Consider the following 25,933-nt stretch of genomic DNA (forward strand, 5'->3'; position numbering starts at 1 on the left):
CTCCCACAGGTCGGCCTTTAATCGGCACGCTTCGAAACCCTCTCTCGGCGGGAATCGCGAAACACCGGCTGGGTCCACGCCTGATTGCCATTGCTGTCGGTCACAATCGCGCGAACGTAGTTCTCGCCCCCGTGGAAGCGATAAACCGGCGACGTGCCCGCCGCTTCTGCCAGAACCCTCCCGCCGGTACCGACAAATCGCGTTTTGAAGCGCGCCGCACCGGGACGACTCTCAGCAATCCTCAGTGCAAGGCTTGCGTCATCCGCGCGGATGTCCTCCAACTCGACCCCGGTGGACGCATAAAAATCTCCGCGCTCAATTGAGCGACGAATGGCTGAGGCTGTCAATTCAGGAGCACGAACCATGATCCATGCCTGTCCAGGCGCAGCGCCATCGGGATCGGGCGCATCGCCAAAGTCATGGCTGTCATCCGCGCCGACGCCCCAGATGATCTTTCCTTGCGATAGCAAGATATCCCAAAAGCCTTCTGCAGACGGACGAGTGACACCCGCCTCATCCTCGCCCCCGAGATTGTTTATCCGACCTTGCCCGTTCCAGATTTCTAGCAGCGTGAAGTCGGGAGTGTCGGCAAGGTCTTCAGGCCTGACCGCCCAACGATAATTTGGATGATTAATTTGCGGAATTGCGCCTTGAGAAACGATTTCGGCGATGTTTGTTCTGAAGGTTTCGGCTAACGACGTGCTCGCAGGCGCATGCGCTCCGCAGCCTGATCCAAGACATTTACGGATTCCCACCGGCCATATGACCGTAGTTGAAAATAGTCCGTTCACATGGGCGGCCGCACGCTTTGGATCATCTCCCCACTGAGTGATCTCCTGTCCGGCAAACACGACAAACCGCTCGCGTGCGCCAATCAGCTCATTTAGCGGACCTACGTCAGTGACGTATTCGTGGTCAGTTACGAACACAAAGTGATACCCATGCTCACGATACCATCGCACCACTCTGTCAGGCGCCGCGTTGCCGTCGGAATTTATCGTATGTGTGTGAGTATTCCCTCGATACCAAGAGGGGCTCTTCGCATCTGCCTCGTCAGCATGTCCGAGTAGAAGGAAGCTCACTCCCGCCATTAAAGCTAATATATTATTCATATTTTCCACACTGTCGAAGATCTAAAGAGAATACTATACGCCTTCATTACCCATGATTTTCATTTTGCGGCTCTAGACGACCACTCCAAACGCGGAGGCCTCGACGTCTTCAAAACTTCGTTTTGCTGGGCCCTCAAATCGTTCCATCTGATATACTGCTCCAATAGAGACCCTTTGGTTTCTCCTGGTAGGCCGTTCAAATGCTCCCGCTCCTCGTCACCCAACCAAAATGCAAACCAATCAACCATCTGCTGATTTAATCTCGACCGCTGCGTCATCATAAAGATATCATGATCAGCATCCGGTAAGACCCAATACTCGACTGGTTTCTTTAAGCGACGCAAGCCGGCGAATATATCCCAAGAGGATATCGCATTCTGGCTTGTCCAGATAAGTGTTGGCGTGCGCCATCGATCCAGGGAGAAAGTCGGCGATAGATTAAGCATATTTCCGAGACCTGAGCCAAATGGCTCCGCGCCAAAGTTAAGTTCAATCTCCTGATGAACGCCTCTATTAAGGTATGTCCACCAACCAAAATCATTCCCATCTGCTAAGATGGTCGCTTTGATAGGGTAATCTGAATGCGTCATCATGTAGTTTACATGGTTGACTGTACGGCTCCATCCTACCAGTCCAACTCGACTTCTATCGATCAAGCCGCGCTTATCTAGCTCGTCGATTGCACTTTCGAAGCCCTCCTGACTTCTGGGCCACTCCTCCCTAGTGGTCGTCACACCTCGAAGTCCGGTCTCGTCTAACTGCAGCACCACGATGCCGCGAGATGCCAGGGGCTGTGCAGCAAAATTTCGAGCATATCCCCACAGCGAAAATACGCCCTCGCGTAAGCCATGTGTTAAAATTACAAGTGGGTATTTTTTTCCAAGCTTATAATCGGGAGGAAGGTATAAATGACCCTTCCACTGACTGCTGCCCTTACCTGTCCACGATATCGCCTGGACCAAGCCAAGCCGATAATCTTCCAGCCACTCATTAGGAGCAAGTAGAGCCCGCCGCACCCCTTTTGCATTCTGCAAGTAGACGACCGGGACCGAGTTTATACTCTGTTCAAGATATATCGTATAATGCTTAGAGGGGTTCGATATCTTACTCGGGCCTACTCGCTCCCACTTTTCGCCGGCGCGCCGCCAGGCTATCGGATCTAACGCTTCCCCTTCGCGGTTCACCGCATCAATTACCAAAATCTGGTCGCGCTCGCTCCAGCGTGCCTCAACGATCCGGTGAACTATTGCAGGGTCTAATGCAAAGGCCAACTTCGTTGACCCGGTCGCTGGATCTACGATCATGGCCCCAAGCTGCTGGTTCCTGTCGGGAAGGGCAGTATGGGCGTTCAACGGCAACACAGCTCCTGGGAGTATCAGGTGGCGCCCACCGTCTATCCATATGGGGTCAGCTCGCATGACGGGAAGTGCCGGCGTCGAATTCAACGGCCTACTTGTGCCTGATTTAAGATCTAGTAGGTAGTACTGCCGCAAATAGATGTAGTTTTTGGCGAGCAGAGATCGAACGAACTCTGAATCGACCGTGTAACGTGTCCACCACGAAGGCCACTGCGTGACCGAACATATTTGTAGCGCGTAACGCCCGTCAGGGGAGACGCCGCCCGGCAATGTATCCGCGAAGCATCGGTCAACTTCAGCACGCTCAGACGGCGCATCGACCTCCCTTCGAAGATCCGCCTGCAAATCGTAGTATGTCACCTTGGACGCGAATGTATGCCAGCTTCGCGCACCCGCTAAGGCGTCCGCTAACCGCCGTCCGCTAACCCGACAACCAAAGGAGATGCATTCTGGATCATTTTCAGGAGATACAGCTGCTGGGCCGCGCGAGATGGCAACGATTTGATCACCACTCGCTGACGAACCAAACGCGAGCATATCAAACTTCACGTCGGTGAGTCTGCGAACTTGGCCACTTTTTAACGACAAATTGTAGATTTGTGTTGTCGAACCGTCTCCCGTCGCAGCGAATTGCAAAAGACCATCATCAAGCCAGCGCACGGATGCAAGAGGTTGTTGGTTGCTCCTACTTGAAAACTCCGCTGCGACGAGTGGCGGCAGCTGCTTTTGAGACTTCATAACGTCTTCAACATCGTAGATGAGTAGTTTGGCATTCACCGTGCCATCCACCGGTGCGCCATTCCGCACCACGATCGCGACATTTCTACCATCAGGGGCGAAGCTGGCAATCTGCGGGCGATAGTCGCGCCAACCCAGACTGACGGGGTCACCGACTTCGGCAAACTGAAGCATTGCTCGCACATCGAGGTGTCTCGCGGCTTTGGCTTCGGCAGGTGCGATTGGTGCGCCGGCCAGAGATAAAAGCGACAGAAAGAGCACAGGTGTACTAACCATTGGGCGAGCCGCCAGCAGCGCGCCACTCAATGTTCTCAAGCGAAATGCAGCACTCATTGCAGAGTAGTGCTTCGAATGACTTTTGTGCATGTCATCAGAAGGATGTCGTCAAGCCGACTTGGATTTTTCGCCCTACAATATCATATTGCGTAGGATCGAATCCAATCGCGCCGTTCGCATAATTAGAATATTGCGGACCCTTGTTTAGCATATTACGAGCGCCAAGAGTAATGAATGCGTCTCGGCTATTTTCGCCGATAAGACCACTTACCTTGATTTTTGCGAATGCATCCAGCGTGATAAAATCACCAATCATATTGGTGTTCGCCGGGGTCTGATAGTCGAGATAGCGTCCGACATATCGCGCCTGCAGGTTCGCGCTGATAATCTCATTTCGCAGTGCAAGGGAAACCGTTCCCTTATGGCGCGGTGCCCATGCGTCACTACGGGTCGCGGCATTTAGCCGATTCTCCAGCGGCGCTCCAGGAGTAACCGCCGCCTCAAAATGATGTATCAGCGTCCAATTCACAGATGGGATTAGTGTGAAACCAGAGAATCCGATCTCATAGGAGGCCCTGAAGTCGAATCCACGCGCGTCCAGTTCTCCATAGTTAGTCGCAGAAATGTTGATTGACGTCAGGTTGCCAGCGCCATCACGTACCGCACGTCCCGGAAATAGGTCTGCATTGTCCACTACCACCTGCGCAGGCAGTGTGGTGATGACCCGTTTACCTTGGTGCAACCACCAGTGATCTACTGAGACCCTCAGTCCGGGCAGAAGACGATCGTTTAGCTCAATACCGATGTTAAAAGTGTCTCCAACTTCGGGATCAAGCTCTGAGCTCCCGCCACCTACCGTCGGCACGAGCACCTGCGGCATACCGGGAAGCGTAGGGTCGACGACGCGGGCCTGGCCGACGAACCGGTCGGTATAGATCACTCGAAGTGGAGGCGCCCGAAACGCCTCTGAGTAGGACCCTCGGACTTCGATCCCAGGATGGGGCTTGAAAACGGCTCCTAAAGAAGAGGTGACCGATGTCCCAACGTCGCTGTATCGGTCCACGCGTCCTGCGGCATAAACGGCTAAGAGTTCGCGCCTTCCGCGGCCTGCCAGAAGCGGAGCTCGAACTTCCGTGAAGGCAGATTGAACGTTGCGATCTGCGTCCAATGTGACAAACGATGTCCCCTGAGGAAGTTTGAATTCCGCCGACTCAAATGATAGTTCGCCTCCCAGAACAATCTCGATCGGCCCCGCAGGCAGGTCTACGATGTCCGAAGTTACACGCCCATCGATCACATAGAGACGATTCTCGTAAATATTATCGACGGGAACATATATTGCTTCAGAGATTGACTTCTGTGAGGCGGGATCGAATGGATTCAGAGCTGTTGCGGTCGAGGTTGACGAAATTGCGCTGTTGAGGCGGTTGACGTCGGCCGTAAGACCAGACGAGTAATCACGTATTGTACTGTTATCGATCGCTGCATAGGCAGCGATTTCGAACGAGCTTCTTTCAGATAGGGCCCCCCGCAATCCGACTGTCGGACGATAGAAGTGACGTCTGTTGGCGATCGAGGCACGTACAGGAAGTTGCGATTCTACGATGACGTCAACTCCGAAGGGATTATACGGATTGCCGGCGCTCATCGTAGCGCGATAAGCTTTTCCGACCGTGGTTTGATCGGTTTCCAACCTAGTCGCGATCACATCTGCAAACACTTCTAGGCGATCATTGATGTGCCAGGTCAGAGCACCATAGAATCCGAGCCGTTCGGTCTCTGGGCGAAGCAACTCGGCTTCTCGACCGCACATGTTGCGAGTGCCGGCCGTAGCCTGAAAGTCTTGCACGGTGGGATTTCCGAGCGCCGGAACGGCCGCAAAGGATGAACCTAGTCCAGGAAGGTTGGAGCCGTTTACGGACCGTACATTGCCAGGAAGGCAAAATACGTTGCGAGCATCGCGCCCTCCCAAGGAAGAGAATCTGCTAAAGTCCCCCGAGGAAACGTGTTTCCGATCTCTTCCGTATAGTGGTTCATTGTGCTCATAGGAAATGCCAGCAATGTACTGTAGATCTCCAGTTTTACCGCCGTAACTCACCGACGCCCGGATATCATTGATCTCCTCAGCGGTCTGGTAGGTTATTGCAGCCGATCCTCCATTTGCGACCCGGCGAGTTATAAAATTCACCACGCCAGCTATGCCGTCGCTCCCATATACAGCCGAAGCGCCGGAGGGTTGGATGTCGATCTGCTCAATGAGACTCAGCGGAAGCGAGTCGAGATCAGTGCTGCCTGCACGAGTATCCCCGGACGGGGCAAGACGACGCCCATTTAGTAGGGTAGTCGTGGTCCCTGCGGGGAATCCCCTTAGCTGGACAGTTGTAGCGCCGCCGAATGAGGTCGTTCGGTCTGCTGACACATTGAGCGATGCCGCAGGAAGAGTGTTGAGGAAGTCGGCTACCGAGGAACTAGTCGCGGCCTCGACGGCCTCTCGAGTATAGGTTTGGAGTGGAATCGTATCATTCGCCTTTGTTAAGCGGGTGCCAGTGACGATGATCGTCTCGCTGACGGCTCTCGAACCGTCATCGCCCTCCGCTGAAGATGCCGTCTGCGTGGAACTGCTCGCTGCCGCCATTGTACGTTCAATGCGGTAGCCGCCGCGCGGGTTGGGGATCGCTCGGAGACCACTGCCTCTCAGCAAGCGACCAATAGCCTCATTGACCGGCAATGATCCGCGTACCGCTGGCGAGCGCTTGCCCTGGGCAATCTCAGGCGAAACGACAATCAGAACATCGGACTGCTTGGAGAATTCGAGCAATGCCGAAGATAGCGGCTGAGCTGGGATGTTGAACTCGCGCACCTGGGCCTGCGCCATTACCGGCGTCGCCACAGCCAAAGCCGTGACCGAAGCCGACAGCATCGAAATTCGAACCAAATTCGCCTTGATTGCTCGCATCATACCAATTCCCCCATTGCGTTCCCGAAGCCGGCTCAACCGACGCAGGCACAGAGGCACGCCCTCGCGAACTCTGTGCGCTAACATCCGGTTGACGCGCCACGATCAGCGATCGTCAGGGGGAGTTGCGATTTTTTGTCGCGCTGGGGCGCAGAATCAGTTGTCGGCGCGCTCCAATCGGAATGCGCCGTCCGTGGCTTCCGTGGCGCGGACCGGGACGACACCGCCCAACGCGCTCATGAAGGCCGGGATTTCACTGGCCTTGAACGCGGCCGTAACGCGCATGTCGCCGATCGACGGGTCCGCCATGGTCACGCCGGGCGCGTAGTAGCGGTTCACGTCGGCGACCAGATCGGCGAGGCGCATATTCTCATAGACCAGGCGACCTTCGCGCCAGGCGCCCGGCGCCTGCGCAGGCAAGGCCACAATAGCAGGTGCTTTCACGGCTTCGACCTTCGGGGCTTCCAGCTTGGCCAGCAGGATCTCGGTCCGCTGTCCGGCGCGGAGCATCTGCGTTTCGGGCCTGCCGGTGGCGCTGGAACTTGAATCCTTCACCTCGACCAACCCCTGCAGCACGGAGACGCGCACGGTCTGGTCAGTGAAATTCACGTCGAACTTGGTACCGACGACGCGGATCAGCGAACTGCCGGCCTCCACCAGAAATGGCCGAGATCTGTCATGCACCACCTCGAAGAAGGCTTCACCGCCAGTCAGTGCGACGCGCCGATCGCCATCGCTGAACTTCAGGGCGAGCGATGACTTTGGTCCGAGCGTTACCTGCGTGCCGTCGGGCAACGCGATCAAGCGTGTCTGTGCGATTTCGGTGGCATATTGCTCGGGCTGCGATTGCCAGAGGAGGGTCGGGATCGCGAGCATCGCAATGAGGACAGCGGCCACGGCGCCCCAGGCCGCCTTCGGCAACCGCCAGCGCTGCGGCCGCGGATTATCGAGGCGATCATTGGCCGCGATCTTGTGGAGTGGCACCAGGTCGGCGAGATTCCGCATCTGCGGGATATCGCCCCAAGTGCGGCTGAAATCCTGCCAAGCGGCTTCGTGCCGCGCGTCGGCCGCGCGCCAGGTGTCGAGCTTGCGCTGCTCTTCGCGGGTGAGTTCACGCTCGGAGGCGAGCACGACCCAGGTGCTCGCTTCCTCGTCGATACGGTCCCGATCAGGATCATGGGCGGGTGAGGCCGTCATTCGCTGTCCGCTTCACGCAGGGCACGCTCACAGATGACAAGTGCCTGCGCCGCCAGCGTCTTCACGAGAGTCGGCGAACAATGGAGACGGCGTGCAATCTCAGCATAGCTAAGGCCATGGATACGGTTCATGATCAAGATCTCTTGCCTGCGCGGGTCCATGTCCTGGATCGCGCGTTCGAGGATCCCCCATCGTTCTTTTGCTGATACGACGCGCTCGGCATCGAAATCGTCACAATCGGCCCCTAATATTCGTTCCCCATCTGCATGGTCGGCCCGTACCTTCAGTCGTCGGCGCTGGTCGAGGACATAGTTGCGCGCGCTGGTCGCGAGAAAGGCCTCGGGGTTCGCGATGCTGCCGCGATCCTCATGGGCCGCGAACTTCTCGAACGCGACCTGGACAACATCTTCGGGATCGGGCGGCCCGGCACCGAAGCTGCGCGCGACATAGCGGCGAAGCCGGTCCTTGTAGGCGCGGTAGAGGCGATCGACCTCCCCGCCAGAATTGGCGGCATCGAAATATTCTTCCGATGTCGGTCCAGAACGCATAAGAACAGAAGTTCCTTTCGCCTGCCAAGGGACCAAAACTTCCCCAAATAAGCAAGCATGACTTTGGTCATACACCAAGGCCCTGACTTCGTCCCATTTTCCAGTCGATGTCCCCGCCGCGCGCAACGCCGCCGATCCATTGACCCAACCGCTGCTCGATGACCGGACGCCACGGCACGAGCGCAAATCCGCCGCTGCCATCGTCGAGCATCGCGAAGCGACCGCTCGGCCGATCGACCGACCGCACATAGGTGCCAGCGACCGCGCCGTCCTGCACCGGTCGATAGGCAAGGCCCGTCTGGGCGGCGATTGCCTGGCCCGCGGCGCCGAGGTCCCGCTCGCGCAACTGGTCGAGCAGATCGCGCGCAAGCAGGAGGCGGCCATTCTGACGTCTCGCCAGGCCGCTGCGTTCCAGAAATGCCGTGCGTTCGCCGAGTGCCTTGTGAACCTCGGCTCCGAAGCCTGTCCCCGCGATGCGCTCGCCCCCGGCCAGGAGCGTCCGGTCGAGCCAGGTCGCGCCATTGGCGCCGATCTGCGCACCGATGGACAGGCGCGAGCGCAGCGTCAGACCGCCACCGCGCGCGCGATCGAAGCTGCGGCCTTTGTCCGCGAGATCGGCGGGAACGCGCCAGAGATCGTCGCTGATCCGCTCGACATGTCCGGCGCGCCGCAGGGCCTCGAGGCGCCGGACATGCGCCTCGACATAGCGCGCTGGATCGCCCGGGCGCTCGTCGGCCGCGGCTGCGGCGCGATGCCGCTCGACGCTGTAGATGCCGTCCTCGGCGAGCGCGGCGATCGTGCGATCGGCGTCGCGGGTCTTACCGGGATCGATCTCGACAATCCCGCCGACCGGCCAGTCAGCCGGGTCCGCCCCGGCAGGCACGCGGGCATAGTGCGCACGGCCATCGACCCCGTCGACAGCGAGCCAGGTGGCGTCGCCGAGCTCATCGACCAAACCTTTCCCGGCGATCCGGCCGATGAGCGGCCCCACGCCTCTCTCATCCGGCAGGGCAATTTCACGCGGCTCGCCGATCGCACGCTGCAGCGTGCGAATGATGTCGACCCGTTCGCCGAGCTGGCGCAGGACAGGCTCGTGCCGTTCCGCGAGGCGCCAGCGACCGGCAGCAACCGGATCGGCCAGACCCAGCGTCTGCAGATGGCGCAGGCGCCCGAGCCCCGCGTTACGGCCGATGCTTTGGACCTGCTCAGGCGCGACTTCCCGCTTGGCGTCGGCACCGCGCATGAGGGCGCGGTCGATGCCGGTCCAGCGATCGGCGGTGGTGTCGCGCGCAAGCATGTGGGCGATCTCACGCTCAGTCCTCGGACCCAGCGTTTCAGTCGCGACTTCCGATGCGCGCATGCGCATGCCGCGCGACACATAGTCGCGCGCGATGACGAGATCCTGTCCGTCCTCGCGCACGCCCCGCAGCAGAATATGGGTGTGGGGATTGCCGGTGTCATGATGGTCGACCGCGACCCAGTCGAGCCGCGTTTCCAGGTCGGCTTCGACCCGTGCCATCAATGAGCGCGTGAAGCTCCGAAGATCGCCAAGCGCCTCGCCATCCTCCGGCGCCACGATGATGCGGAACTGATGGCGGTCGCCGCGACCCCGCTCCTCAAACGCACCGGTATCGACCCTCTCCGCCCCACGGTCATAGGCAAGGCCGGGCTCGCCTTGCGGCCCCACCGCATCGCGCTCGACATAGGCGAGGTGCTGGCGGGTGGATCGCGGGCTAACCTTGCCGAGCTGGATCGACCTGACCTTGATCACGACGCGGCGGTCGGCGCGCGCCAGTCCCTGGCGCATCAGCCGGGCGGCGATCGCGCCGCGTCCGAGGCGCGCCGCGTTCGTCCGTCTTCGCTGGCCGCGTGGCGGTCCCGCCTTGCCTGCTGCGCGGAGGACCTTGCTGGTGAAGCGGAGCGGACCCGTTCCGCCGCCGCGCGGCTTGCCCAGCCTGGGCCGGAACCGGTCGTCATCAGATCCCGCCATAACCGCCGCCCATTGCGACCGGGCGCGCCACAGTGCGCACGGCACGCGGGTGCACCGCAGATATGCGGGATTTCGCGATTTTCGCAGCACCGGCACCCTCCCGGCGCGTGCCGCGCCAACCGACGTGCAGACCCCGCCGAACGCACCACCGCGTGCCGTTCGCTTCTATCTTGCCCAACTCCATTTCCTCATTCCTGCCCATTGTCCGTCCCGATCCCATCGCGACGCAGCGGAAAGAAAAGACCGTCCGGCGCGGGCGACGCGGTGACGAACACGCTCTGCGGCGTGGGTGCCGGACGCTGCCCGGCCTGCGCCATCGCGACGGGGCTGGCGAGGCCCAGCCGCGCCGACACCGATGCCAGATAGGCGCGGGTTTCGCGCGGCAGCGGGCGCCCGGTCATCATGTGATCGGCGTATCGCGCCGGACCCGCATTATAGGCGGCGAGAAAGCCCGGGCTGCCGAACCGGTCGTGCATCGCCCGCAGATAGGCGGTGCCGGCATGGATGTTGTCGCGCGGATTGTCGGGGTTCGGTCCAAGGCCATATTGCCGGGCCAATTCGCGGTAGGTGTCCGGCATGACCTGCATCAGCCCGCGCGCGCCAGCCGAACTGACCGTCGGGCGTCCGGCACCGTCATGGGGGCGGCCGCGACTCTCGGCCCACATGACGGCGCGAATCCACGTCTCGGGCACGCCGAAGCGCCGCGACGCCTCGGCGATATACTCGGACCAGCGATCGACCGGGGCGCTGGCTGGCTCCCGCGCGAGCGACGGCATCGGCATCGCGAGCAGGAGGACGAAGGCAAGCGGAGTGGCCCCTTTCACCATGTCCAGAGCGGCTCCACGCGGGCGATGACGCGGTCGGTGGAGACCGGGCCGAAATAGCGGCCGTCGAATGAGCTCTCGGGCGCGGCGAGCAGGAACGTCTGGCCAGGCCCAAGCCGTCGGCACCCCCGCCAGACCGGCATCGGCCGCTCGAGGCTGTCGCGCAGGCGGGCCATCCCGACCGCGCGGCCATCGATGCGAACCGTGGCGCCGTCGCGGCACACCAGTGCGCCCACTGTCGCGGCGACCGGTTTCATCAGCGGAACCGTCGCGGGCACATAGCGCCGCGCATCGGCCAGCCGCGCGGCCCATTCGGGTGGCCAGACCAGCACATGATCGCCGACCCGTGGCGGTCCGGCGAGCGGCGAGACCCAATACCAGCCGCGCGGCGCGCTGGCCGAGGGATTGAACACGAGCCGCCATTCGGGCTGCAGCCAGACCGAGGCGGCAATCGCGACGAGACCGAGACCCGACACAGCGCCAAGGCGAACGCGATTCATGTGGAAAACGTCCTGCGCGCCATCGCGGCGGCGTGCGTGAGCGGATCGAACGGACGCGGGTCCTCGCGCGCCGCGATCCGGTTCGCGGCCGCCCGCCAGTGATCGGGATCGACCAGGGCGGGATCGATCCCTGTCGCATCGATGGTATCGAGATAGGCGAAGGCGCGTTTGACCGCCGCCTTACCGGACGCGCGCAGCAGCAGTTCGGCACCCGGGCGCACGCCCGGGATCGTTTCAATGGCGCCGCCCGGCGCCGCGGTCCGCGCAACCGTGAAGGTCCAGCGGATCGTGCCATAGTCGTTGGCGCGCCAATCGACATAGCCAAACAGCCGCCCCGGCGGAAAGCAGGCGATGCCGCTGCGCCCGCGCAGGCGCTCGGCGACCGGCTCGCCGAAGCGCAGCCAAGCGTCGGCCTGGTCGCGGCGGTGCAGCAGCCGCACGGCGGTGAGATGCCGATCGCTCATGCGCGATCCTCCGGGAAAGCATCCTCGAGCATGGCCCGCAGCAGATCGGCGACGGTCTGGCCGCGCTGAAACGCCGCGACCTTGATGCGGCCGCGCAGCGCCGGGGTGACGTCGATCGTGAGGCGCGCGCTGTAATGTTCGCCGCGCCCGGTGCGGCGCTCGGGCGACCGGACCCAGCTGTCGGGATCGCGTGGCCTGGCGGCGAAACCGCGGGCGGGCGCGTCGCCGCTCATGGGATCAGCCCCGCGATTTCGCTGGCGAGCGCCGCGATCTCGCGGGCGCCGGGACCCGCGCCCGCCAGTTCGTCGACGAGCTGGCCCGACCGCATGGCCTGCGCGAAGATCACGCGCTGACCCACCTGCGCCTTGAGCACGGGGGGATCGCTGCTGGCGAGCGCGCTGCGGGTCTCGCGCAGCGTATTCGAGCCGGTCGCGCAGCGGTTGAGCAGGAAGCGCGCGGCAAGATCGGGGCGATAGAGCTGCGCCTCACCGAGCAGCCGCAGCATCTCCGCCGAGGCCCAGCCATCGAGCGGCGAGGGCTGGACCGGGATGAGCACGAGATCGGCGGCGAGCAGCGCCGATCGGGCAAGCCCGGTCACGCGCGGGGGACCGTCGATGAGCACCAGCGCATGATCGCCCGCCAGAGCGGGGAGCTCGCGGTGCAACGTCTCGCGTGCGAGACCGATGACGCCGAACCGGCGCGCATGGCCTTCGCGGGTCCGCTGCTCGGCCCAGTCCAGCGCCGAGCCCTGCGGATCGGCGTCGACGACGAGCACGGGCGCATCCGCGCTCGCCCATGCCCCGGCGAGATGAAGCGCGAGCGTGGTCTTGCCGACGCCGCCTTTCTGGTTGAGCAGGGCGACGATCATCGCCGTTCCCCACAATGCCGCGGCGTTAGCAAGAGTCCGAAGGACTCTTTGTTAGCATAGTTATAGGAGGTCGAATTCCGGTAGGGAATCCAACGACTTCTGAGGAGCGCGGGTTTCCGATAGTCCGAGTCCCCGGTCAACGATCGTCCGACTCGCGCGGTCAACGATAGTCCGAATATGCGCATCACTTTTCCACAGGTCTGCGCCCGCATCGCCGCATGGCGAGATCGAACAGATCGGCGGGCTTGGGGATGAAGACCAGCCGCTCGCGGCCGAGGGCGAATTCGAGCGACAAGACATATCCCGGAAGGGCCTGCCGCGTGACGATCCGGCGCAGATCGAAGGCGAACTGCTTGCGCGGCGAGAGCACGCCGGATTTGAGATGGAGGTGGTCGACATCGAAACTCCAGCCCCCCGCCTGCCGTCCGCCATGCTTGCGGACGACGCGGTAAAGCCAGCGTTCAAGGCCGCCGGTGAGCTGGAAGTAAGCGCGGTCGATGGTGAGAACGAGCGCCTGTTCGAGGACGCCCGCGTAGAACCAGTCGGGGACGATCATCTCGATGCCGAGCGGGCGGCCCGCTGGGTCGAGGCGCTCCTTCCATTCGTTGATCCAGGAGAAGCGATGCCGCCGTCGCTGATGCGGCTGGCGGATCGACGTCGCGATGGTGGTCGACTGCAACCGGTCGAGTGCCGCCTTGAGCCGATCGTAGCTTGCTTTTCCCGTGCCCCGCTCGGTGAAGGACAGGATTTCATGGGGTGTCGCCGCGATCAGCCGGGAGGTGGCAATCCCCTTGTCGCGCGCTTCGACCAGCTGGCTTGCCACCCAGACCAGGACATCGGCGTCCCAGATCGTGGCCATTCCATGTTCCGCGGTCGCTTCGACCAGGATCGAAGTCGACCCCATGCGGAAATCGATCGGTCGTACCCGCTTCGATTTGGCGAGGCTGAAAAACGGCCATGCCATCAGATCCTGCGCGTCGCGCGGCGCGAGATCGCCGGGGATCGCGTGAAAGAGATCAAGCTGCCGCGCAGCAGGGGAGATCAGGCGGCGCATCGCGATCAGCCGCGCGCGGCCAGTTCGGCTTGCGTCGTCGAATTGTAGCGCCGCTGATCAGCCCAAGACTGCAGGTCCGACAGCGCGTAGACCACCCGGCGGCCGAACTTGCGAAAGGCGGGACCGCCGCCGCGCACGCGCTGCTTTTCCAGGGTTCGGGGCGACAGTTTCAGAAAGGCCGCTGCCTCGGCATTGTCGAGATAGTGCGGCGCGGTTTCATCCTGTGTCATGGCGGACATATCCTTCTCCATGTCCCCGCTCGGGCGGAGCGTGGCGCGTTGGAAGAAGGATCGGCGAAGGGGAGCGTAGAAGGAACGGAGGTTCGTTCAGCGGCGTAGATCTCCGGTCCCGAGCAGCTTGCGATAGCCGCCCGCGACAAACTGACGTCCGCGCTTGACGAGATGCCGGACCTGCGCCCGCAACGCGCTTTCGGCGGACCATTCGGCGGCGACCCGTCCGCAGCCGAACAGAAGCACACCCATGTCGCGCTCCGATGCTCCGCAGGCGAGCGCATCCATTACGGCGAGGGTGTGCATGCTGACAAGGACGGCACGCCGGGCGGGCCGCACAGCCGCTGGACAGGCGGGCTGCTCATGCAAGGCGGCGGTGTCGAGCGCGGCGCGGCGTGCCGCGCTCGCGCCTCCGCCGGCGGGCAGGCGATAGGCATAGCATTCGCCATCACCAAGCCGGGGGCAGAGGGCGAGCCGAACGGTCGGCGTCGCGGCGAGTACCGTGGCGCGAAGCAGACGCCCGTCATGGGTCAGGTGCCAGTCACAGCCGCACTTCCACAGATCGAGACGCGGCGCCTCGGGATCGTCCGGAACCGGCACCAGCTGCAGCGGCGGGTCGATCGCCCAGAGCGGGTGGGCCGTTCGAGCGTCGAGCCCGGGGTCTTCGAAGGCATTCAGCATCCAGCGCGCGAGCGCGCGCTCGTCGCGTTTCGCCCAGTCGTGATGATAGTCGGGATTACGGCGCAGATATTCCCAGGCCATCGCGAGATCGTCGAGGCCCAGCACGTAGAGATAGGCGGCGAGTGCCTGCACTGAGCCAGGCTCTTCCAAATTGGGCTCCTGACTGGCTGATTGTGCTGGCGCGACATCCGGAAACCCCCCGGTTCGCCGACGCGGGAAGCGGGGCAATCGACAGGACCGACGCCGCAAGCCGCCCGGGTTGTGCGGCGAAGCGTGGGGCGTATTTACGTCTTTCCGGTTCCGCGCTTTTGCTGGGCGGCCTCGAGGAGCAGCCGGAAGCCAGTGGATGACATCCACCGCGCCCGGTCGAGATGACTTTGCCATGTCGCATGGGCCTTGTCGGAATCGGCATCGCAATCGAGCGCAAGGATGGTGATGGCGGCGTCGCGCCACGCCATGCCAGCCGCTTCGGCGTCGAGCAGTCGAAGATAGGCGGTGTGATGGAGGCGGTCGTAGGGCGTGATCGCCGCTTCTCTCGGCGCCAGGTCCGAAACGCCGGGAACTGCCCCCTTCGAGTCGTCGGAATCGGAGTCCGTCATTCTCACCTTCTTCAGGAGTCGCGCTGAGCCGATCGCGCAAGCCGGTATTGCCATCGGGACAAGTCGTGCACGCGACTCCGCGCCATACTACCCTTAAAGAAGATAAACCTTCAAATATGTATTCGGCGAAATGCCGACATGGATATGAGGAGGCTCGTCGGTCGCAATCTCAAACGGATTCGCGATGCCAAGGACATTCGGCAGGAGAAGCTCGCGGAGCTTTCCGGCTTCGGACAGCAATATATCAGCGATATCGAGCGGGGACGCCGAAACCCGACCGTCGTCACCCTTTTTCATCTCGCAACCGCTTTGGGTGTCACACCTGCCGATCTGGTCGCCTTTGATGGCGGCGATCCCGGCGATGACGTCGCGCCGCAGCGCGCCCGCGGCGGTGGAACACCGAAAGACAACTGACTCCCGACTAAAACCGCGAGCCGGGCGCTTGCGCCCGGCGAGCGAAGCGATTCCAGCGTCCGCGTGGACCTTGGGACGCGCGGACGCCGACCCCAGGCGTAAAGGCGCAGAACCGCGGAGCCGGAAAACCGGCTCCACGGCATCATGCGTCAGCCGGACTTCAGTCGCTGCATGCCTTCGGCCAGCGTCCAGAGCGCACGATTGAGCGTCACATTCTGGTCGATGCCGTTGATCGCGCGGGTCGTGCTGCGGCGCATGCGGCCTTCGGCATTGCGCTTGCGGCCCTGCAGCCCGCCGCGAATGACATTCTCCTGAATGACGTTGAACGTGCTCCACAAGCTACGCCCCACATCCTCGCGGCGGCGCGGCTCGATGATCTGCTCGGGGCGCAAGGGGCTTTCGTCCTCGCCATAGCGGGCCACCAAGCTCACCTCGCCAAGCAATCGCTGCTCCTCGCTCGAAAGCTGAATGTCCTTCATCGTCTCGCTGGCGTCGATCAGGCGCGGGAAGTCCTCCGCGACCGTGTAGACGCCTTCGATGATGTCCTGCTGGATATGACCCTTGTGCGGCACGCGGACCTCCTCGAACCGCTCGCCCGCAATCATGCTGTTGGTGCAAGCAAACCGCAGCATACCGGCAAACATCTGATAGGCGCTCGTGCCATCGTGGCTGTTGACGATGATGACCTCTGCGGCCTCGGGCTTGCCGATGCCATCGTCGCGGCGCAGGCGCAGCATATGCTTGGCATGGCCATGGCGGCTGCCGTCGCGGGGCACCGACTGGACGGCGAAGAACGGGAACCATCCTTCACCGCGCAACCCCTCGACGATGTCGATGGTCGGGACATAGACATAGCGATCCGAACGGCTGTCATGCGCCTCGCGTGCGAAGATCGAGGGGACACGGGCGTAGAGCGCCTCATTGTCGAGCGGCTCCCGTCCGCTGATCTGATGGGCGTTGCGGCCGAACCGGGTGGCAAGCTGATGATACATGGCTGAACTCCTTGGGTCTGGGTTTGAGCGCAGCGAAAGCGCCGCGCTGAAACCCTGCCCGTCGGCGAGACCGGGGGTGCAACCGGAGCGGGCGGCTTCGCGGGGAACCGGCTGCACGGAACCCCGGATCTGATCCGGGGTGGAGGAAGCTGGGCGGAAGCCGCTCCGAAGGGCGCCGGGGGCGGAGCCCCAAGCACCTGACCATCAGATGCCGGACCCTCGCGGTCCGTCCGCATATCGAAGATGGGCAAAAAAATGCCCCGCCCGGATGGGCGGGGCATCGGTGGTGCCGGTCAGCGCGACCAGATGAGTTGGTGCTTGCCGGCTTCGTCGGTCTCGACGAGCGAACCGTAGATCGGAGCCGGGAAGCTCGGATCGTCGAGCTTGACCGAGAGATAGTCGCGGCCCTCGCGGCTGGTCTTCTTCCACGCGGCACCGACTTCGAACTCGCTCTTGCCGGCATAGATGCGGAAGTCTGGGGCCTTGTCGTTGTCCTTCTCGACGGCGCGGATCTGCGCCGGCTGCGAGAGTGTGAGGGTTTCCAGCTTGCCCGTGAGACGCGAGTCCTGGGCGGTAAAGGTTCCGATGATAGCCATTGTTCAAGTCTCCTGTGCTCGAAGACCACGCCCATCGCGGTCTCGATGGCGCGTCGTCGGCCGGGGCGCGATCGACCCCGCACCGCTTGCGGCCGCAACGCCAGTGAAGGTTTGGCGGCGGGCGGCTTTTTTGTTTCGCGATGCAAAGCGCGTTAGCGCGGCGGAAAAAAGTTGGCCGACGCCTTTGCGGGCAGGCGATTGGTCTCGGCCAGACCAGCCTTTCGAGATACCGTGGCGTGTCCTATTAGGGGCAGGATACGAAACAGAGCGCAATGAACATCGGCGGGCAGCCGCCGCGAAGACGCAACAGATGTCTGGCATTGTCGCGATTCCGAGGGGAGAATGCGATGAAGCTTGCCGTCTATAACGTCGAAAACCTGTTCGACCGCGCCAAGGCGATGAACCTCGACAGCTGGGAGGAAGGCCGCCCGGTGCTCGAGAAATTCGCTGAACTGAACGCGCTGCTTGGCCAGATTGGCTATTCCGCCGCCGACAAGACGCGCATGGCCGAACTGATGCGTGAGCTGGGCCTGGAGAAGTCCGACACCGGACCCTTCGTCCTCCTGCGGCGTAATCGGGGCGGCCTGCTCCGCCGCCCGCAGGCCGGCGGCCTCGTGATCGAGGCGGACGGTCGCGCCGACTGGGTCGGCTCGCTGGAGCTGCGCGACGAGCCGGTCAACGAGCATGCGATGCGCAACACCGCGCGGGTGATGATGGACGTCGACGCCGATGTACTCGGCGTCGTCGAGGCGGAGAGCCGTCCGGTGCTCGCCGCGTTCAACGGCGAAATCCTGCCCGCGCTCGGAGGCCTGCTCTTCCGCCATGTCATGCTGATCGACGGCAATGACGAGCGCGGCATCGACGTGGGGCTGATGAGCCGCGAAGGCTTTCCGATCGGCGCGCTGCGCAGCCATGTCGACGACCGGCTGCCTAACGATCAGCCGGTCTTTTCTCGCGACTGCCCCGAGTTCGAGGTGACGACGCCCAATGGGACGCGGCTGCTGGTCCTAGTCAATCACCTCAAGAGCAAGGGCTATGGCGGCACAGCCGCGTCCAATGCGAAGCGCAAGGCGCAGGCCGAGCGGATCGCGCAGATTTACAAGGGGCTTGTCGATAATGGCGCCAGCCACATCGCGATCATCGGCGATTTCAACGATACGCCGACGAGCGCGCCGCTGGCGCCACTGCTCAACGACACCGATCTCAAGGACGTTTTCACGCACCCGGCGTTCGACGACGGCGGCTATCCGGGCACCTATGGCCTGTGCAATGCCGCGAACAAGATCGACTACATCCTGCTCTCCCCCGATCTGTTTGGTCAGGTGCGGGCGGGCGGAGTGTTCCGCACGGGCATGTGGCCCGGCTCGCGACCTAAGCGCTGGGACGCCTATGCGGAGGTCGGTCGGCCGGCCGATGCGGGCTCCGATCATGCCGCTATATGGGCCGACATCGATATCTGAGGTATAGCCTGCGGGAGCATCCGAAAGCGGCCGCGCCCAGAACGGGCGCGGCCGCGATTTTTTGCGCGATAACGAAAGAAACCGGGACCGCTCGCGCGGCCCCGGCCCATGGCCGCTACTCGGCGGCGACCGCAAGGAACGCGTCGGCATCCTGCGCTTCGGTATCGGGGGCCTCCGCTTCGGAAGGCTGCCCGCTGGCGTCGGCCTCCGTCGCAACCGGTTCGGCCTCCACTGTGTCCGGCTCGGGCGTTCGCAGGATACCCGGCAGCCATCCACTCGCCCCGACAAGCTGCTCCGCCGCCTCGGCCATGTCGCCCTTCTTCATCGGCGCGATGCGCTCCGCTGCCTCGGGGGACACCGCCTCGCTGACCGCTTGCGCGATCTGCGCCTTGGTCACGCGCCCGAAATAGCCGCGCGCGCTCGCCGTCCAGTGCCGCGTCATGTCGAGGTCCACCGCGCGGGCGAGGCCATCCGCCGCCGCGATCCGGCTCGTCGAACGATCCCATGGCAGTTTCACGGCATTGACGGTCAGCGACACGCAATGCGCCAGCAGCGCCGTGCGGCTCTCGCTGTCGATTCCGGCAAGAAAGCCCCACAGGTCTGCCGCGTCCGCAGGCAATTGAACGCCCCATTCGTCGTGCCTTAGCGCCAGCACCTCTGCCGCGCTGCTTTCGGCAATGCCATCGGCATGGCTTTCAAGCGGTTCGCTCGCCACTCGAAGGTCGAGGCAGGACTGGCCAAAGCTGCGATAGAACAGGTCCAGCACCATCGCATGGGTCAGCGCGACCATCGCCATGTCCGGCTGCTCGCCAAGCGCGAGACGAAGGCCAAGCGTCCGATGCGCGGTCAGGTCGCGGACAAGGCTGTCGGAAATGGGCTTGCCGGGATCGGCATCGTCCTCTCCCTCGTCGCCACGCTCGCTGTCGTCCTCGAACGCCTCGCTGTCCTGCGCTTCGGTGCCGTCCTCGTCTTCCGGCCCCGCTTCGGCCTGCGGCTCGTCCTCGGCCCGCACGAACCCGCGCTCGATCTTCGGCTCGCCATGGGAACCGAGCGAGACAAACACGCCGCTACGCGCGATCACGTCCGGATCATAGGCGGAACGCTTCGCGGTGATGGCGTCGATCTCGGCCTCAAGCACCTGCGCCTTCGCCGCCACGTCCTCGGGCATCTCGTCATAGGACGAAAAGCCTTCGATCAGGGCGTCATAGTCGCTCGCCACCTGCTGCAACCGCACCTCGTCCGCGTCGGACAGGGCTTGCGTCTGCGGATAGCTGCGCCGCATACCGTGGTCATAGGGAAAGTCGATTGACGCTTCCGCCCATTTCCAGCCCTCGGCCAGCACATCACCCGCGATCTCGCGCAGCCTCTCGGTCACAAGCGTGTCGAGCAAGCCCGCATCCTCGAAATAGCCGCCGCCATCTTCGGTGAACAGGTCGCGGATGATCGTGCCGCCTGCTTCCGTATAGGCATCCGCTCCGATGAGCACGGCCCGCCGGTCGGTCGCGGGGACATGGCTGGCGGTAAGGTCACGACGGATGATCCACGGTTCCTTGTTGAACGACAGGTTCTCGAACACCTGCTCCTGCCGGGCGTGATCGTCGGTGATGGCGAACGCCGCCAACTGGTCGAGCGTCAGCCCGTCCTGCCTGTAGACGTCCATCAGCTTGGGACTGACCGCGCCCAGACGCAGCCGCCGCCTGACGATATCCGGGGACACGCCAAAGCGCGCGCCGATCTCTTCCGCCCCCCATCCGCGCTCTTGCGAAAGCTCGAAATAACGGCAAACTTCATCCGCAGGGTGCATGCTGGTCCGGGTGACATTTTCGTCGAGGCTGATTTCAGCCGGGTCGTTCTCGGTGTCGAGATAACAGCGGATCGGCTCGATGCGCTTGATCTGCTTGCGCTTGGCGCGCAGCAACTGCGCGAGCCTGCGGCCTTCGCCAGCCGTGACGAAATAGCAGCCGGTCGGCTCGCCGTCCTTCAACTCGGCTTCAACGACAAGGTTCTGGATTTGGCCCTTGTGCTGGATCGACGCGGCCAGCGCCTCGATGGCGGCTTCGCCATGGGGCACCTTGCGCGCGTTGCGGGGCGACTTCTTCAACTTGTTGAGCGGGATATGGATTTCGCCGCTGGCAAGCCCGGTCGTTTGGGTTTGAACGATATCGGTCATCTACCTTACTCCTTGGGTTTCCGCGCAGCGGGAAGCGCCGCGCTGAAACCCTGCCCGTCGGCGAGACCGGGGGTGCAAACGGAGGGGCGGCTTCGCGGGGAACCGGCTGCACGGAGCGCGCCAGCGCGAAGGAAGCTGGGCGGAAGCCGATCCGAAGTGCGCCAGGGGCAGAGCCCCAAGCACCCGCGCCGCGCGAGCGGCGCCACCAAGGACGCACCCTTGCGGCGACCGACCGGCGCGGCGGCGTGCGCGCGGGCCTGTGGGCCAGCCGTCGTCGTGCCCCCCGGGCAGAGCAAGAGTGCCACGCGGCCCTGAAAAGCGCGCGGACCCTGACGGCTTCGTTAGAACGCCGTCAGAGCACGCTCCACTGATTCCCGCGTTCAATCTGCGGCGAACACGCCGCCCCGCCAGGTGATCGTCACGCGGATGCGCCGAAACCCGCGAGGGGTTCGGTCGGAGCGCAGCGAAGATAGAGCGCCGGTCCCGCGAGGGAGGCGCCATTCGTTCTGAAGGAGATGCAGACTCGGCCTATCATCCGATGTGCCTGAGAGCCTCAAATGCCGGCTTCTGGATGCACGAACATTCGCCTGAACACGCCGGACTATGCCCTAAGAGGACAAACAGGTGGACCCGCCGTGGACCCGCGCGCCTGATGGACCCGTGAGTAGGCCTTTCGGCCGAGCCGTAAAATATTGATTTATTTCGGAAAACTGGAGCGGGCGAAGGGATTCGAACCCTCGACCCCAACCTTGGCAAGGTTGTGCTCTACCCCTGAGCTACGCCCGCTCTGGCGGCCGGAGGCTGTGTTCCTCTCGGCGGGTTGCGGCGAACTAGCAGCGGTTGTGTGGATGGGCAAGGGAAGAATTGCAGAAAAATGAAAATCTCTCTCGCATCTGCACAAATATGTTACTTATCAGCAAGTTAAATGTTGCGGGTGGTTCCGAAAGCAGCGCTAAACGGCGGCCGGAGCCGAATCGCGAGCGGAACTCGCCTTCCCCCTTTCGGGCGAGGACCAACATCTGCTAATCTGACGTGCAATCAGCCGAACTTTCCTCTCGGGCGGATCATTTGTCGCCGCTCTTCGTAATGACCAGCAGATCAGGAGGGATGGACCAGCCATGACGTCCGACCATGTCACCCGCCGCGGCCTGTTTCAGGGCGGCGCCGCCCTTGCGGCGACCGCCCCGCTTGTGTCGCAGGCGATGGCCGCCCCTGCGCAGCCGAGCAGCAAAGGAACCCCGATGAGTCCCGTCGAACTGACCGTCAACGGCCGCGAGGTCCATCTGCAACTGGACCCGCGCACTACGTTGCTCGATGCCTTGCGCGAACATCTGCATCTGACCGGCACCAAGAAGGGGTGCGACCATGGCCAGTGCGGCGCGTGCACGGTGATCGTGGAGGGGCGGCGCATCAACAGCTGCCTGACCCTCGCCGTCATGCATGATGGCGAGAAGGTGACGACGATCGAGGGGCTGGGCACGCCCGAGGCGCTGCACCCGATGCAAAAGGCCTTCATCGTCCATGACGGCTATCAATGCGGCTATTGCACGCCGGGACAGATTTGCTCGGCCGTTTCGGTGCTGGAAGAGATCGATGCCGGCATTCCCAGCCATGTGACCGAGGATCTGGCGCAGGTCGCCTTCAGCGATGCCGAACTGCGCGAGCGGATGAGCGGCAATATCTGCCGCTGCGCCGCTTATTCCAACATCATCGCGGCAATGCGCGATGTCGCCGGGGAGACGCAGGCATGAAGCCCTTCACCTATGAGCGCGCCGCGAGCGTGGAAGCGGCGGCGAAAGCGGCGGCTTCGGTCCAGGGCGCGCGTTTCATCGCGGGCGGGACCAACCTGCTCGACCTCATGAAGCTTCAGGTCGAAACGCCGGCCCATCTGGTCGATGTCAATCATCTGGGGCTCGACCGGATCGAAAAGACGGAGGAAGGCGGGCTGCGCATCGGTGCGCTGGTGCGCAATACGGATCTGGCCGCCGACCAGACCGTCCGCCGCGACTATGCGGTGCTCAGCCGCGCGCTGGTGGCGGGCGCTTCGGGGCAACTCCGCAACAAGGCGACGACGGGCGGCAATTTGTTGCAGCGCACCCGCTGCCCCTATTTCTACGACACGCGGATGCCCTGCAACAAGCGCAAGCCCGGCAGCGGTTGCGGCGCGATGCAGGGGATGAGCCGCAGCCTTGCCATTTTGGGCGTCAGCGACGCCTGTATCGCCCAGCATCCCAGCGACATGGCGGTGGCGATGCGGTTGCTGGACGCGCAGGTCGATATGGTCGGCGCGGACGGCGCGAAGCGATCCGTCCCGATTGCCGATTTCCACCTGTTGCCCGGCGACACGCCTGACAGGGAAACGGTGCTCAAGGCGGGCGAGATGATCACGTCCGTGACATTGCCAAAGCCGATCGGCGGCGCCCATGTCTATCGCAAGGTGCGCGACCGCGCATCCTATGCCTTCGCGCTGGTTTCCGTGGCGGCGATCTTTGGCGAGGACGGGACGGCGCGCTTCGCCTTTGGCGGGATCGGCGCGAAACCCTGGCGGGTTGCGGCGGCCGACGCGGCGGCGAAGCAAGGCGCAAAGGCGGTCGCGGAGGCGGCGCTCGCGGGCGCGCGCACCACCCATCATAATGAATTCAAGCGGCCGCTGGTCGAACGGACGCTGGCGTCGCTCTATCGGCAGCAGGAGGCACGGGCATGAAGTTCGATACCCCCGCGGGCATCAACCCGATCGACAAGGGCCGGGTGGTGGGCATTCCCCACGACCGCATCGACGGCGCCGCCAAGGTGACGGGCACCGCCCCCTATGCCTATGAGCGGCATGACGCCGCGCCCAATGCCGCCTATGGCTGGATCGTCGGCTCCGCCATCGCGACGGGGCGGATTGCCGCGATGGACCTGCGCGCGGCGGAAAGCGCGCCCGGCGTGATCGGCATCGTCACCCACGCCAATGCGGGCAAGCTGGGCAAGGGCAATATGAACACCGCGCCGCTGCTGGGCGGGCCGCAGATCGATCATTATGAGCAGGCGCTGGCGCTTGTGATCGCCGACACGTTCGAAAATGCGCGCGCCGCCGCCGCACTGGTGCGGATCGACTATGCGGCCGAAGACGGCAAGTTCGATCTGGCGGCCGAGCGGCTGAACGGCGTGATCCCGCCGGAGGGCTTTGGCGGGCCGGCCGACACCAAAGCGGGCGATTTCGATACCGCCTTTGCCCGCGCGGCGGTAAAGGTCGAACAGACTTACACCACACCTGACCAGAGCCATGCGATGATGGAGCCGCACGCGACGATCGCCGCCTGGAACGGGGACAAGCTGACGCTCTGGACATCCAACCAGATGATCGCCTGGAGCGTGGGCGAAATGGCCAAGACGCTGGGCATATCCAAGGACAATGTCCGGCTGGTGTCGCCCTATATCGGCGGGGGTTTCGGCGCGAAGCTGTTCCTGCGCGCCGACGCGCTGCTGGCGGCGCTGGGCGCGAAGCAGGTCGGCCGCCCGGTCAAGGTCGCCATCGCCCGTCCGCAAATTCCCAACAACACCACCCATCGCCCCGCGACCATCCAGCGCATCCGGCTGGGCGCGGACAAGGATGGCGTGATCGATGCGATCGCGCATGAAGTCTGGTCGGGCGACCTGCCCGGCGGCGGCGCGGAAACGGCGGCGCAGCAGACGCGCCTTCTCTATCGCGGCGCCAACCGCATGACCGCGCACCGGCTGGTCACGCTGAACCTGCCCGAAGGCAATGCCATGCGCGCGCCGGGCGAGGCGGTGGGCCTGCTGGCGCTGGAAGTGGCGATGGACGAACTGGCGGAAGCCAGCGGAGTCGATCCGGTCGAACTGCGCATTCGCAACGATGTGCAATATGACCCCGAGGCCGGGCCGCAGCGCCCCTTTTCCAGCCGCAAGCTGGTGGAATGTTTGCGTGCGGGCGCCGATCGCTTCGGCTGGGCCAAGCGTAACCCGAAGCCGGGCCAGGTGCGCGATGGGCGCTGGCTGGTCGGCATGGGCATGGCGTCGGCCTTCCGCAACAACCTCGTCGGCAAGTCGGGTGCGCGGATCGGCGTCGATACGAAGGGGCGGATCATCGTCGAAACCGACATGACCGACATCGGCACCGGCAGCTATACCATCATCGGCCAGACCGCGGCGGAGATGCTGGGCGTGGACCTCGACCAGGTGACGGTGCGTCTGGGCGACAGCCGCTTCCCCGTGTCGGCGGGATCGGGCGGCCAATGGGGCGCGAACAGTTCCACCGCAGGCGTCTATGCCGCCGCCATGGCGTTGCGGGCGAAGCTGGCGGAAAAGGCCGGCTATCCTGCCGACAAGGCGCAATTTGACGACGGTCTGGTGAAATTCGGCAACCAGTCGCAGACGCTGGGCGCGTTGGCCGGCGGCGAGGGTATCTGGGCCGAGGACAGTATGGACTATGGCGACCTCGACAAACGCTATGCCCAGGCGACCTTCGGCGCGCATTTCTGCGAGGTCGGGGTCGATATGGACACAGCAGAGGTGCGCATCCGCCGGATGGGCGGGGCTTTTGCCGCCGGCCGCATCCTCAATCCCAAATCCGCGCGCAGCCAGGTGATCGGCGCGATGACCATGGGCGTGGGCGCGGCGTTGATGGAGGCGCTGGACGTCGACACCCGCTTCGGCTTCTTCGTCAACCACGACATGGCCGAATATCTGGTGCCGGTCCATGCCGACATCCCCCATCAGGACGTGTTGTTCGTCGATGAGCTGGACGACAAAAGCTCGCCGATGAAGGCCAAGGGCGTGGGCGAGCTAGGCATATGCGGCGCGGGCGCGGCGGTGGCCAACGCCATCTACAACGCCACCGGGATCCGGCTGCGCGACTATCCGCTGACGATCGACAAGCTGCTCAAGGCGCAGGCGGCCTGAA

At 63.5% G+C, this 25,933-nt stretch carries 23 protein-coding genes and 1 tRNA gene; 5 read left to right on the forward strand and 19 right to left on the reverse strand.

Annotated elements, in window-relative coordinates; all coding sequences use genetic code 11:
• Positions 1-17: 17 nt before the first annotated feature.
• The 15 genes from C100_RS48160 to C100_RS29560 form a co-directional block, all read right to left on the reverse strand.
• Positions 18-1,112, reverse strand: coding sequence for a CehA/McbA family metallohydrolase (locus C100_RS48160; RefSeq protein WP_161633894.1), 1,095 nt, complete (start codon positions 1,110-1,112; stop codon positions 18-20).
• A gap of 59 nt (positions 1,113-1,171) precedes the next feature.
• Positions 1,172-3,541: an alpha/beta hydrolase family protein gene (locus tag C100_RS48165; RefSeq protein ID WP_161633895.1), complete on the reverse strand. Its 2,370-nt coding sequence runs from the start codon at positions 3,539-3,541 to the stop codon at positions 1,172-1,174.
• Between the two features lie 37 nt (positions 3,542-3,578).
• Entirely contained in the window at positions 3,579-6,443 is a 2,865-nt protein-coding gene (locus C100_RS47750) for a TonB-dependent receptor (RefSeq protein ID WP_161633896.1), read from the reverse strand.
• A 153-nt stretch (positions 6,444-6,596) separates the two neighbouring features.
• Positions 6,597-7,637, reverse strand: coding sequence for a FecR family protein (locus tag C100_RS29505; RefSeq protein ID WP_024018645.1), 1,041 nt, complete (start codon positions 7,635-7,637; stop codon positions 6,597-6,599).
• A complete protein-coding gene (locus tag C100_RS29510; RefSeq protein WP_235219020.1) occupies positions 7,634-8,260 on the reverse strand; it encodes an RNA polymerase sigma factor in 627 nt (208 codons plus the stop codon). The genes C100_RS29505 and C100_RS29510 overlap by 4 nt, the downstream gene beginning before the upstream one ends.
• Positions 8,253-10,175: a DUF3363 domain-containing protein gene (locus C100_RS29515; protein ID WP_024018647.1), complete on the reverse strand. Its 1,923-nt coding sequence runs from the start codon at positions 10,173-10,175 to the stop codon at positions 8,253-8,255. Before C100_RS29515 ends, C100_RS29510 begins: the two co-directional genes overlap by 8 nt.
• Before the next feature lie 188 nt (positions 10,176-10,363).
• Complete coding sequence (locus tag C100_RS29520) at positions 10,364-11,002, reverse strand: lytic transglycosylase domain-containing protein (protein WP_024018648.1); 639 nt, start codon at positions 11,000-11,002, stop codon at positions 10,364-10,366.
• Complete coding sequence (locus C100_RS29525) at positions 10,996-11,499, reverse strand: S26 family signal peptidase (RefSeq protein WP_024018649.1); 504 nt, start codon at positions 11,497-11,499, stop codon at positions 10,996-10,998. Before C100_RS29525 ends, C100_RS29520 begins: the two co-directional genes overlap by 7 nt.
• Positions 11,496-11,963: a DUF2840 domain-containing protein gene (locus tag C100_RS29530; RefSeq protein ID WP_024018650.1), complete on the reverse strand. Its 468-nt coding sequence runs from the start codon at positions 11,961-11,963 to the stop codon at positions 11,496-11,498. The genes C100_RS29525 and C100_RS29530 overlap by 4 nt, the downstream gene beginning before the upstream one ends.
• Entirely contained in the window at positions 11,960-12,196 is a 237-nt protein-coding gene (locus C100_RS29535; protein ID WP_024018651.1) for a hypothetical protein, read from the reverse strand. The genes C100_RS29530 and C100_RS29535 overlap by 4 nt, the downstream gene beginning before the upstream one ends.
• Entirely contained in the window at positions 12,193-12,831 is a 639-nt protein-coding gene (parA, locus tag C100_RS29540) for a ParA family partition ATPase (protein WP_024018652.1), read from the reverse strand. The genes C100_RS29535 and parA overlap by 4 nt, the downstream gene beginning before the upstream one ends.
• Before the next feature lie 184 nt (positions 12,832-13,015).
• Entirely contained in the window at positions 13,016-13,885 is an 870-nt protein-coding gene (locus C100_RS29545; protein ID WP_024018653.1) for a replication initiator protein A, read from the reverse strand.
• 5 nt (positions 13,886-13,890) lie between these two features.
• Complete coding sequence (locus C100_RS29550) at positions 13,891-14,124, reverse strand: helix-turn-helix transcriptional regulator (RefSeq protein WP_235219017.1); 234 nt, start codon at positions 14,122-14,124, stop codon at positions 13,891-13,893.
• An 87-nt stretch (positions 14,125-14,211) separates the two neighbouring features.
• Complete coding sequence (locus tag C100_RS29555; RefSeq protein ID WP_024018655.1) at positions 14,212-14,928, reverse strand: DUF2285 domain-containing protein; 717 nt, start codon at positions 14,926-14,928, stop codon at positions 14,212-14,214.
• 152 nt (positions 14,929-15,080) lie between these two features.
• Positions 15,081-15,395: a DNA -binding domain-containing protein gene (locus C100_RS29560; RefSeq protein ID WP_024018656.1), complete on the reverse strand. Its 315-nt coding sequence runs from the start codon at positions 15,393-15,395 to the stop codon at positions 15,081-15,083.
• 144 nt (positions 15,396-15,539) lie between these two features.
• On the opposite strand from C100_RS29560, the gene C100_RS29565 reads away from it, so the two are divergent.
• Positions 15,540-15,809 carry a helix-turn-helix domain-containing protein gene (locus C100_RS29565; RefSeq protein WP_235219018.1) on the forward strand — a complete coding sequence of 90 codons (270 nt, stop codon included), beginning with the start codon at positions 15,540-15,542 and terminating at the stop codon, positions 15,807-15,809.
• A gap of 149 nt (positions 15,810-15,958) precedes the next feature.
• Here C100_RS29565 and C100_RS29570 read toward each other — a convergent pair whose 3' ends face one another.
• Positions 15,959-16,801 carry a DUF932 domain-containing protein gene (locus tag C100_RS29570; protein WP_024018658.1) on the reverse strand — a complete coding sequence of 281 codons (843 nt, stop codon included), beginning with the start codon at positions 16,799-16,801 and terminating at the stop codon, positions 15,959-15,961.
• A gap of 293 nt (positions 16,802-17,094) precedes the next feature.
• Positions 17,095-17,397 (reverse strand): DUF736 domain-containing protein, encoded by a 303-nt coding sequence (locus C100_RS29575; protein ID WP_024018659.1) that lies wholly within the window; start codon positions 17,395-17,397, stop codon positions 17,095-17,097.
• A 347-nt stretch (positions 17,398-17,744) separates the two neighbouring features.
• Here C100_RS29575 and C100_RS29580 point away from each other — a divergent pair, with 347 nt between their 5' ends.
• Positions 17,745-18,857, forward strand: a complete 1,113-nt coding sequence (locus C100_RS29580; protein WP_024018660.1) for an endonuclease/exonuclease/phosphatase family protein — start codon at positions 17,745-17,747, stop codon at positions 18,855-18,857.
• Between the two features lie 115 nt (positions 18,858-18,972).
• On the opposite strand, the gene C100_RS29585 is transcribed toward C100_RS29580, so the two are convergent.
• Positions 18,973-21,027, reverse strand: a complete 2,055-nt coding sequence (locus tag C100_RS29585; RefSeq protein ID WP_024018661.1) for a ParB/RepB/Spo0J family partition protein — start codon at positions 21,025-21,027, stop codon at positions 18,973-18,975.
• 711 nt (positions 21,028-21,738) lie between these two features.
• Positions 21,739-21,813 (reverse strand) — tRNA-Gly (locus C100_RS29590).
• A 332-nt stretch (positions 21,814-22,145) separates the two neighbouring features.
• Here C100_RS29590 and paoA point away from each other — a divergent pair.
• From paoA to paoC, 3 genes are read left to right on the forward strand one after another with little or no spacing between them, the layout of a single operon-like run.
• Positions 22,146-22,778: an aldehyde dehydrogenase iron-sulfur subunit PaoA gene (gene paoA, locus C100_RS29595; RefSeq protein ID WP_024018662.1), complete on the forward strand. Its 633-nt coding sequence runs from the start codon at positions 22,146-22,148 to the stop codon at positions 22,776-22,778.
• Positions 22,775-23,731 (forward strand): FAD binding domain-containing protein, encoded by a 957-nt coding sequence (locus tag C100_RS29600; protein ID WP_024018663.1) that lies wholly within the window; start codon positions 22,775-22,777, stop codon positions 23,729-23,731. The genes paoA and C100_RS29600 overlap by 4 nt, the downstream gene beginning before the upstream one ends.
• Positions 23,728-25,932 carry an aldehyde oxidoreductase molybdenum-binding subunit PaoC gene (paoC, locus tag C100_RS29605; RefSeq protein WP_024018664.1) on the forward strand — a complete coding sequence of 735 codons (2,205 nt, stop codon included), beginning with the start codon at positions 23,728-23,730 and terminating at the stop codon, positions 25,930-25,932. Before C100_RS29600 ends, paoC begins: the two co-directional genes overlap by 4 nt.
• Position 25,933: the final 1 nt, after the last annotated feature.

This window comes from Sphingobium sp. C100 (assembly GCF_000508185.1).
Classification (GTDB): domain Bacteria; phylum Pseudomonadota; class Alphaproteobacteria; order Sphingomonadales; family Sphingomonadaceae; genus Sphingobium.

Coding starts and splice junctions, on each gene's coding strand:
- C100_RS48160 (WP_161633894.1), bottom strand. CDS start 1,112: ATGAATAATATATTAGCTTTAATGGCGGGAGTGAGCTTCCTTCTACTC.
- C100_RS48165 (WP_161633895.1), bottom strand. CDS start 3,541: ATGAGTGCTGCATTTCGCTTGAGAACATTGAGTGGCGCGCTGCTGGCG.
- C100_RS47750 (WP_161633896.1), bottom strand. CDS start 6,443: ATGATGCGAGCAATCAAGGCGAATTTGGTTCGAATTTCGATGCTGTCG.
- C100_RS29505 (WP_024018645.1), bottom strand. CDS start 7,637: ATGACGGCCTCACCCGCCCATGATCCTGATCGGGACCGTATCGACGAG.
- C100_RS29515 (WP_024018647.1), bottom strand. CDS start 10,175: ATGGCGGGATCTGATGACGACCGGTTCCGGCCCAGGCTGGGCAAGCCG.
- C100_RS29520 (WP_024018648.1), bottom strand. CDS start 11,002: ATGGTGAAAGGGGCCACTCCGCTTGCCTTCGTCCTCCTGCTCGCGATG.
- C100_RS29525 (WP_024018649.1), bottom strand. CDS start 11,499: ATGAATCGCGTTCGCCTTGGCGCTGTGTCGGGTCTCGGTCTCGTCGCG.
- C100_RS29530 (WP_024018650.1), bottom strand. CDS start 11,963: ATGAGCGATCGGCATCTCACCGCCGTGCGGCTGCTGCACCGCCGCGAC.
- C100_RS29535 (WP_024018651.1), bottom strand. CDS start 12,196: ATGAGCGGCGACGCGCCCGCCCGCGGTTTCGCCGCCAGGCCACGCGAT.
- parA (WP_024018652.1), bottom strand. CDS start 12,831: ATGATCGTCGCCCTGCTCAACCAGAAAGGCGGCGTCGGCAAGACCACG.
- C100_RS29545 (WP_024018653.1), bottom strand. CDS start 13,885: ATGCGCCGCCTGATCTCCCCTGCTGCGCGGCAGCTTGATCTCTTTCAC.
- C100_RS29550 (WP_235219017.1), bottom strand. CDS start 14,124: ATGTCCGCCATGACACAGGATGAAACCGCGCCGCACTATCTCGACAAT.
- C100_RS29560 (WP_024018656.1), bottom strand. CDS start 15,395: ATGACGGACTCCGATTCCGACGACTCGAAGGGGGCAGTTCCCGGCGTT.
- C100_RS29565 (WP_235219018.1), top strand. CDS start 15,540: ATGAGGAGGCTCGTCGGTCGCAATCTCAAACGGATTCGCGATGCCAAG.
- C100_RS29570 (WP_024018658.1), bottom strand. CDS start 16,801: ATGTATCATCAGCTTGCCACCCGGTTCGGCCGCAACGCCCATCAGATC.
- C100_RS29575 (WP_024018659.1), bottom strand. CDS start 17,397: ATGGCTATCATCGGAACCTTTACCGCCCAGGACTCGCGTCTCACGGGC.
- C100_RS29580 (WP_024018660.1), top strand. CDS start 17,745: ATGAAGCTTGCCGTCTATAACGTCGAAAACCTGTTCGACCGCGCCAAG.
- C100_RS29585 (WP_024018661.1), bottom strand. CDS start 21,027: ATGACCGATATCGTTCAAACCCAAACGACCGGGCTTGCCAGCGGCGAA.
- paoA (WP_024018662.1), top strand. CDS start 22,146: ATGACGTCCGACCATGTCACCCGCCGCGGCCTGTTTCAGGGCGGCGCC.
- C100_RS29600 (WP_024018663.1), top strand. CDS start 22,775: ATGAAGCCCTTCACCTATGAGCGCGCCGCGAGCGTGGAAGCGGCGGCG.
- paoC (WP_024018664.1), top strand. CDS start 23,728: ATGAAGTTCGATACCCCCGCGGGCATCAACCCGATCGACAAGGGCCGG.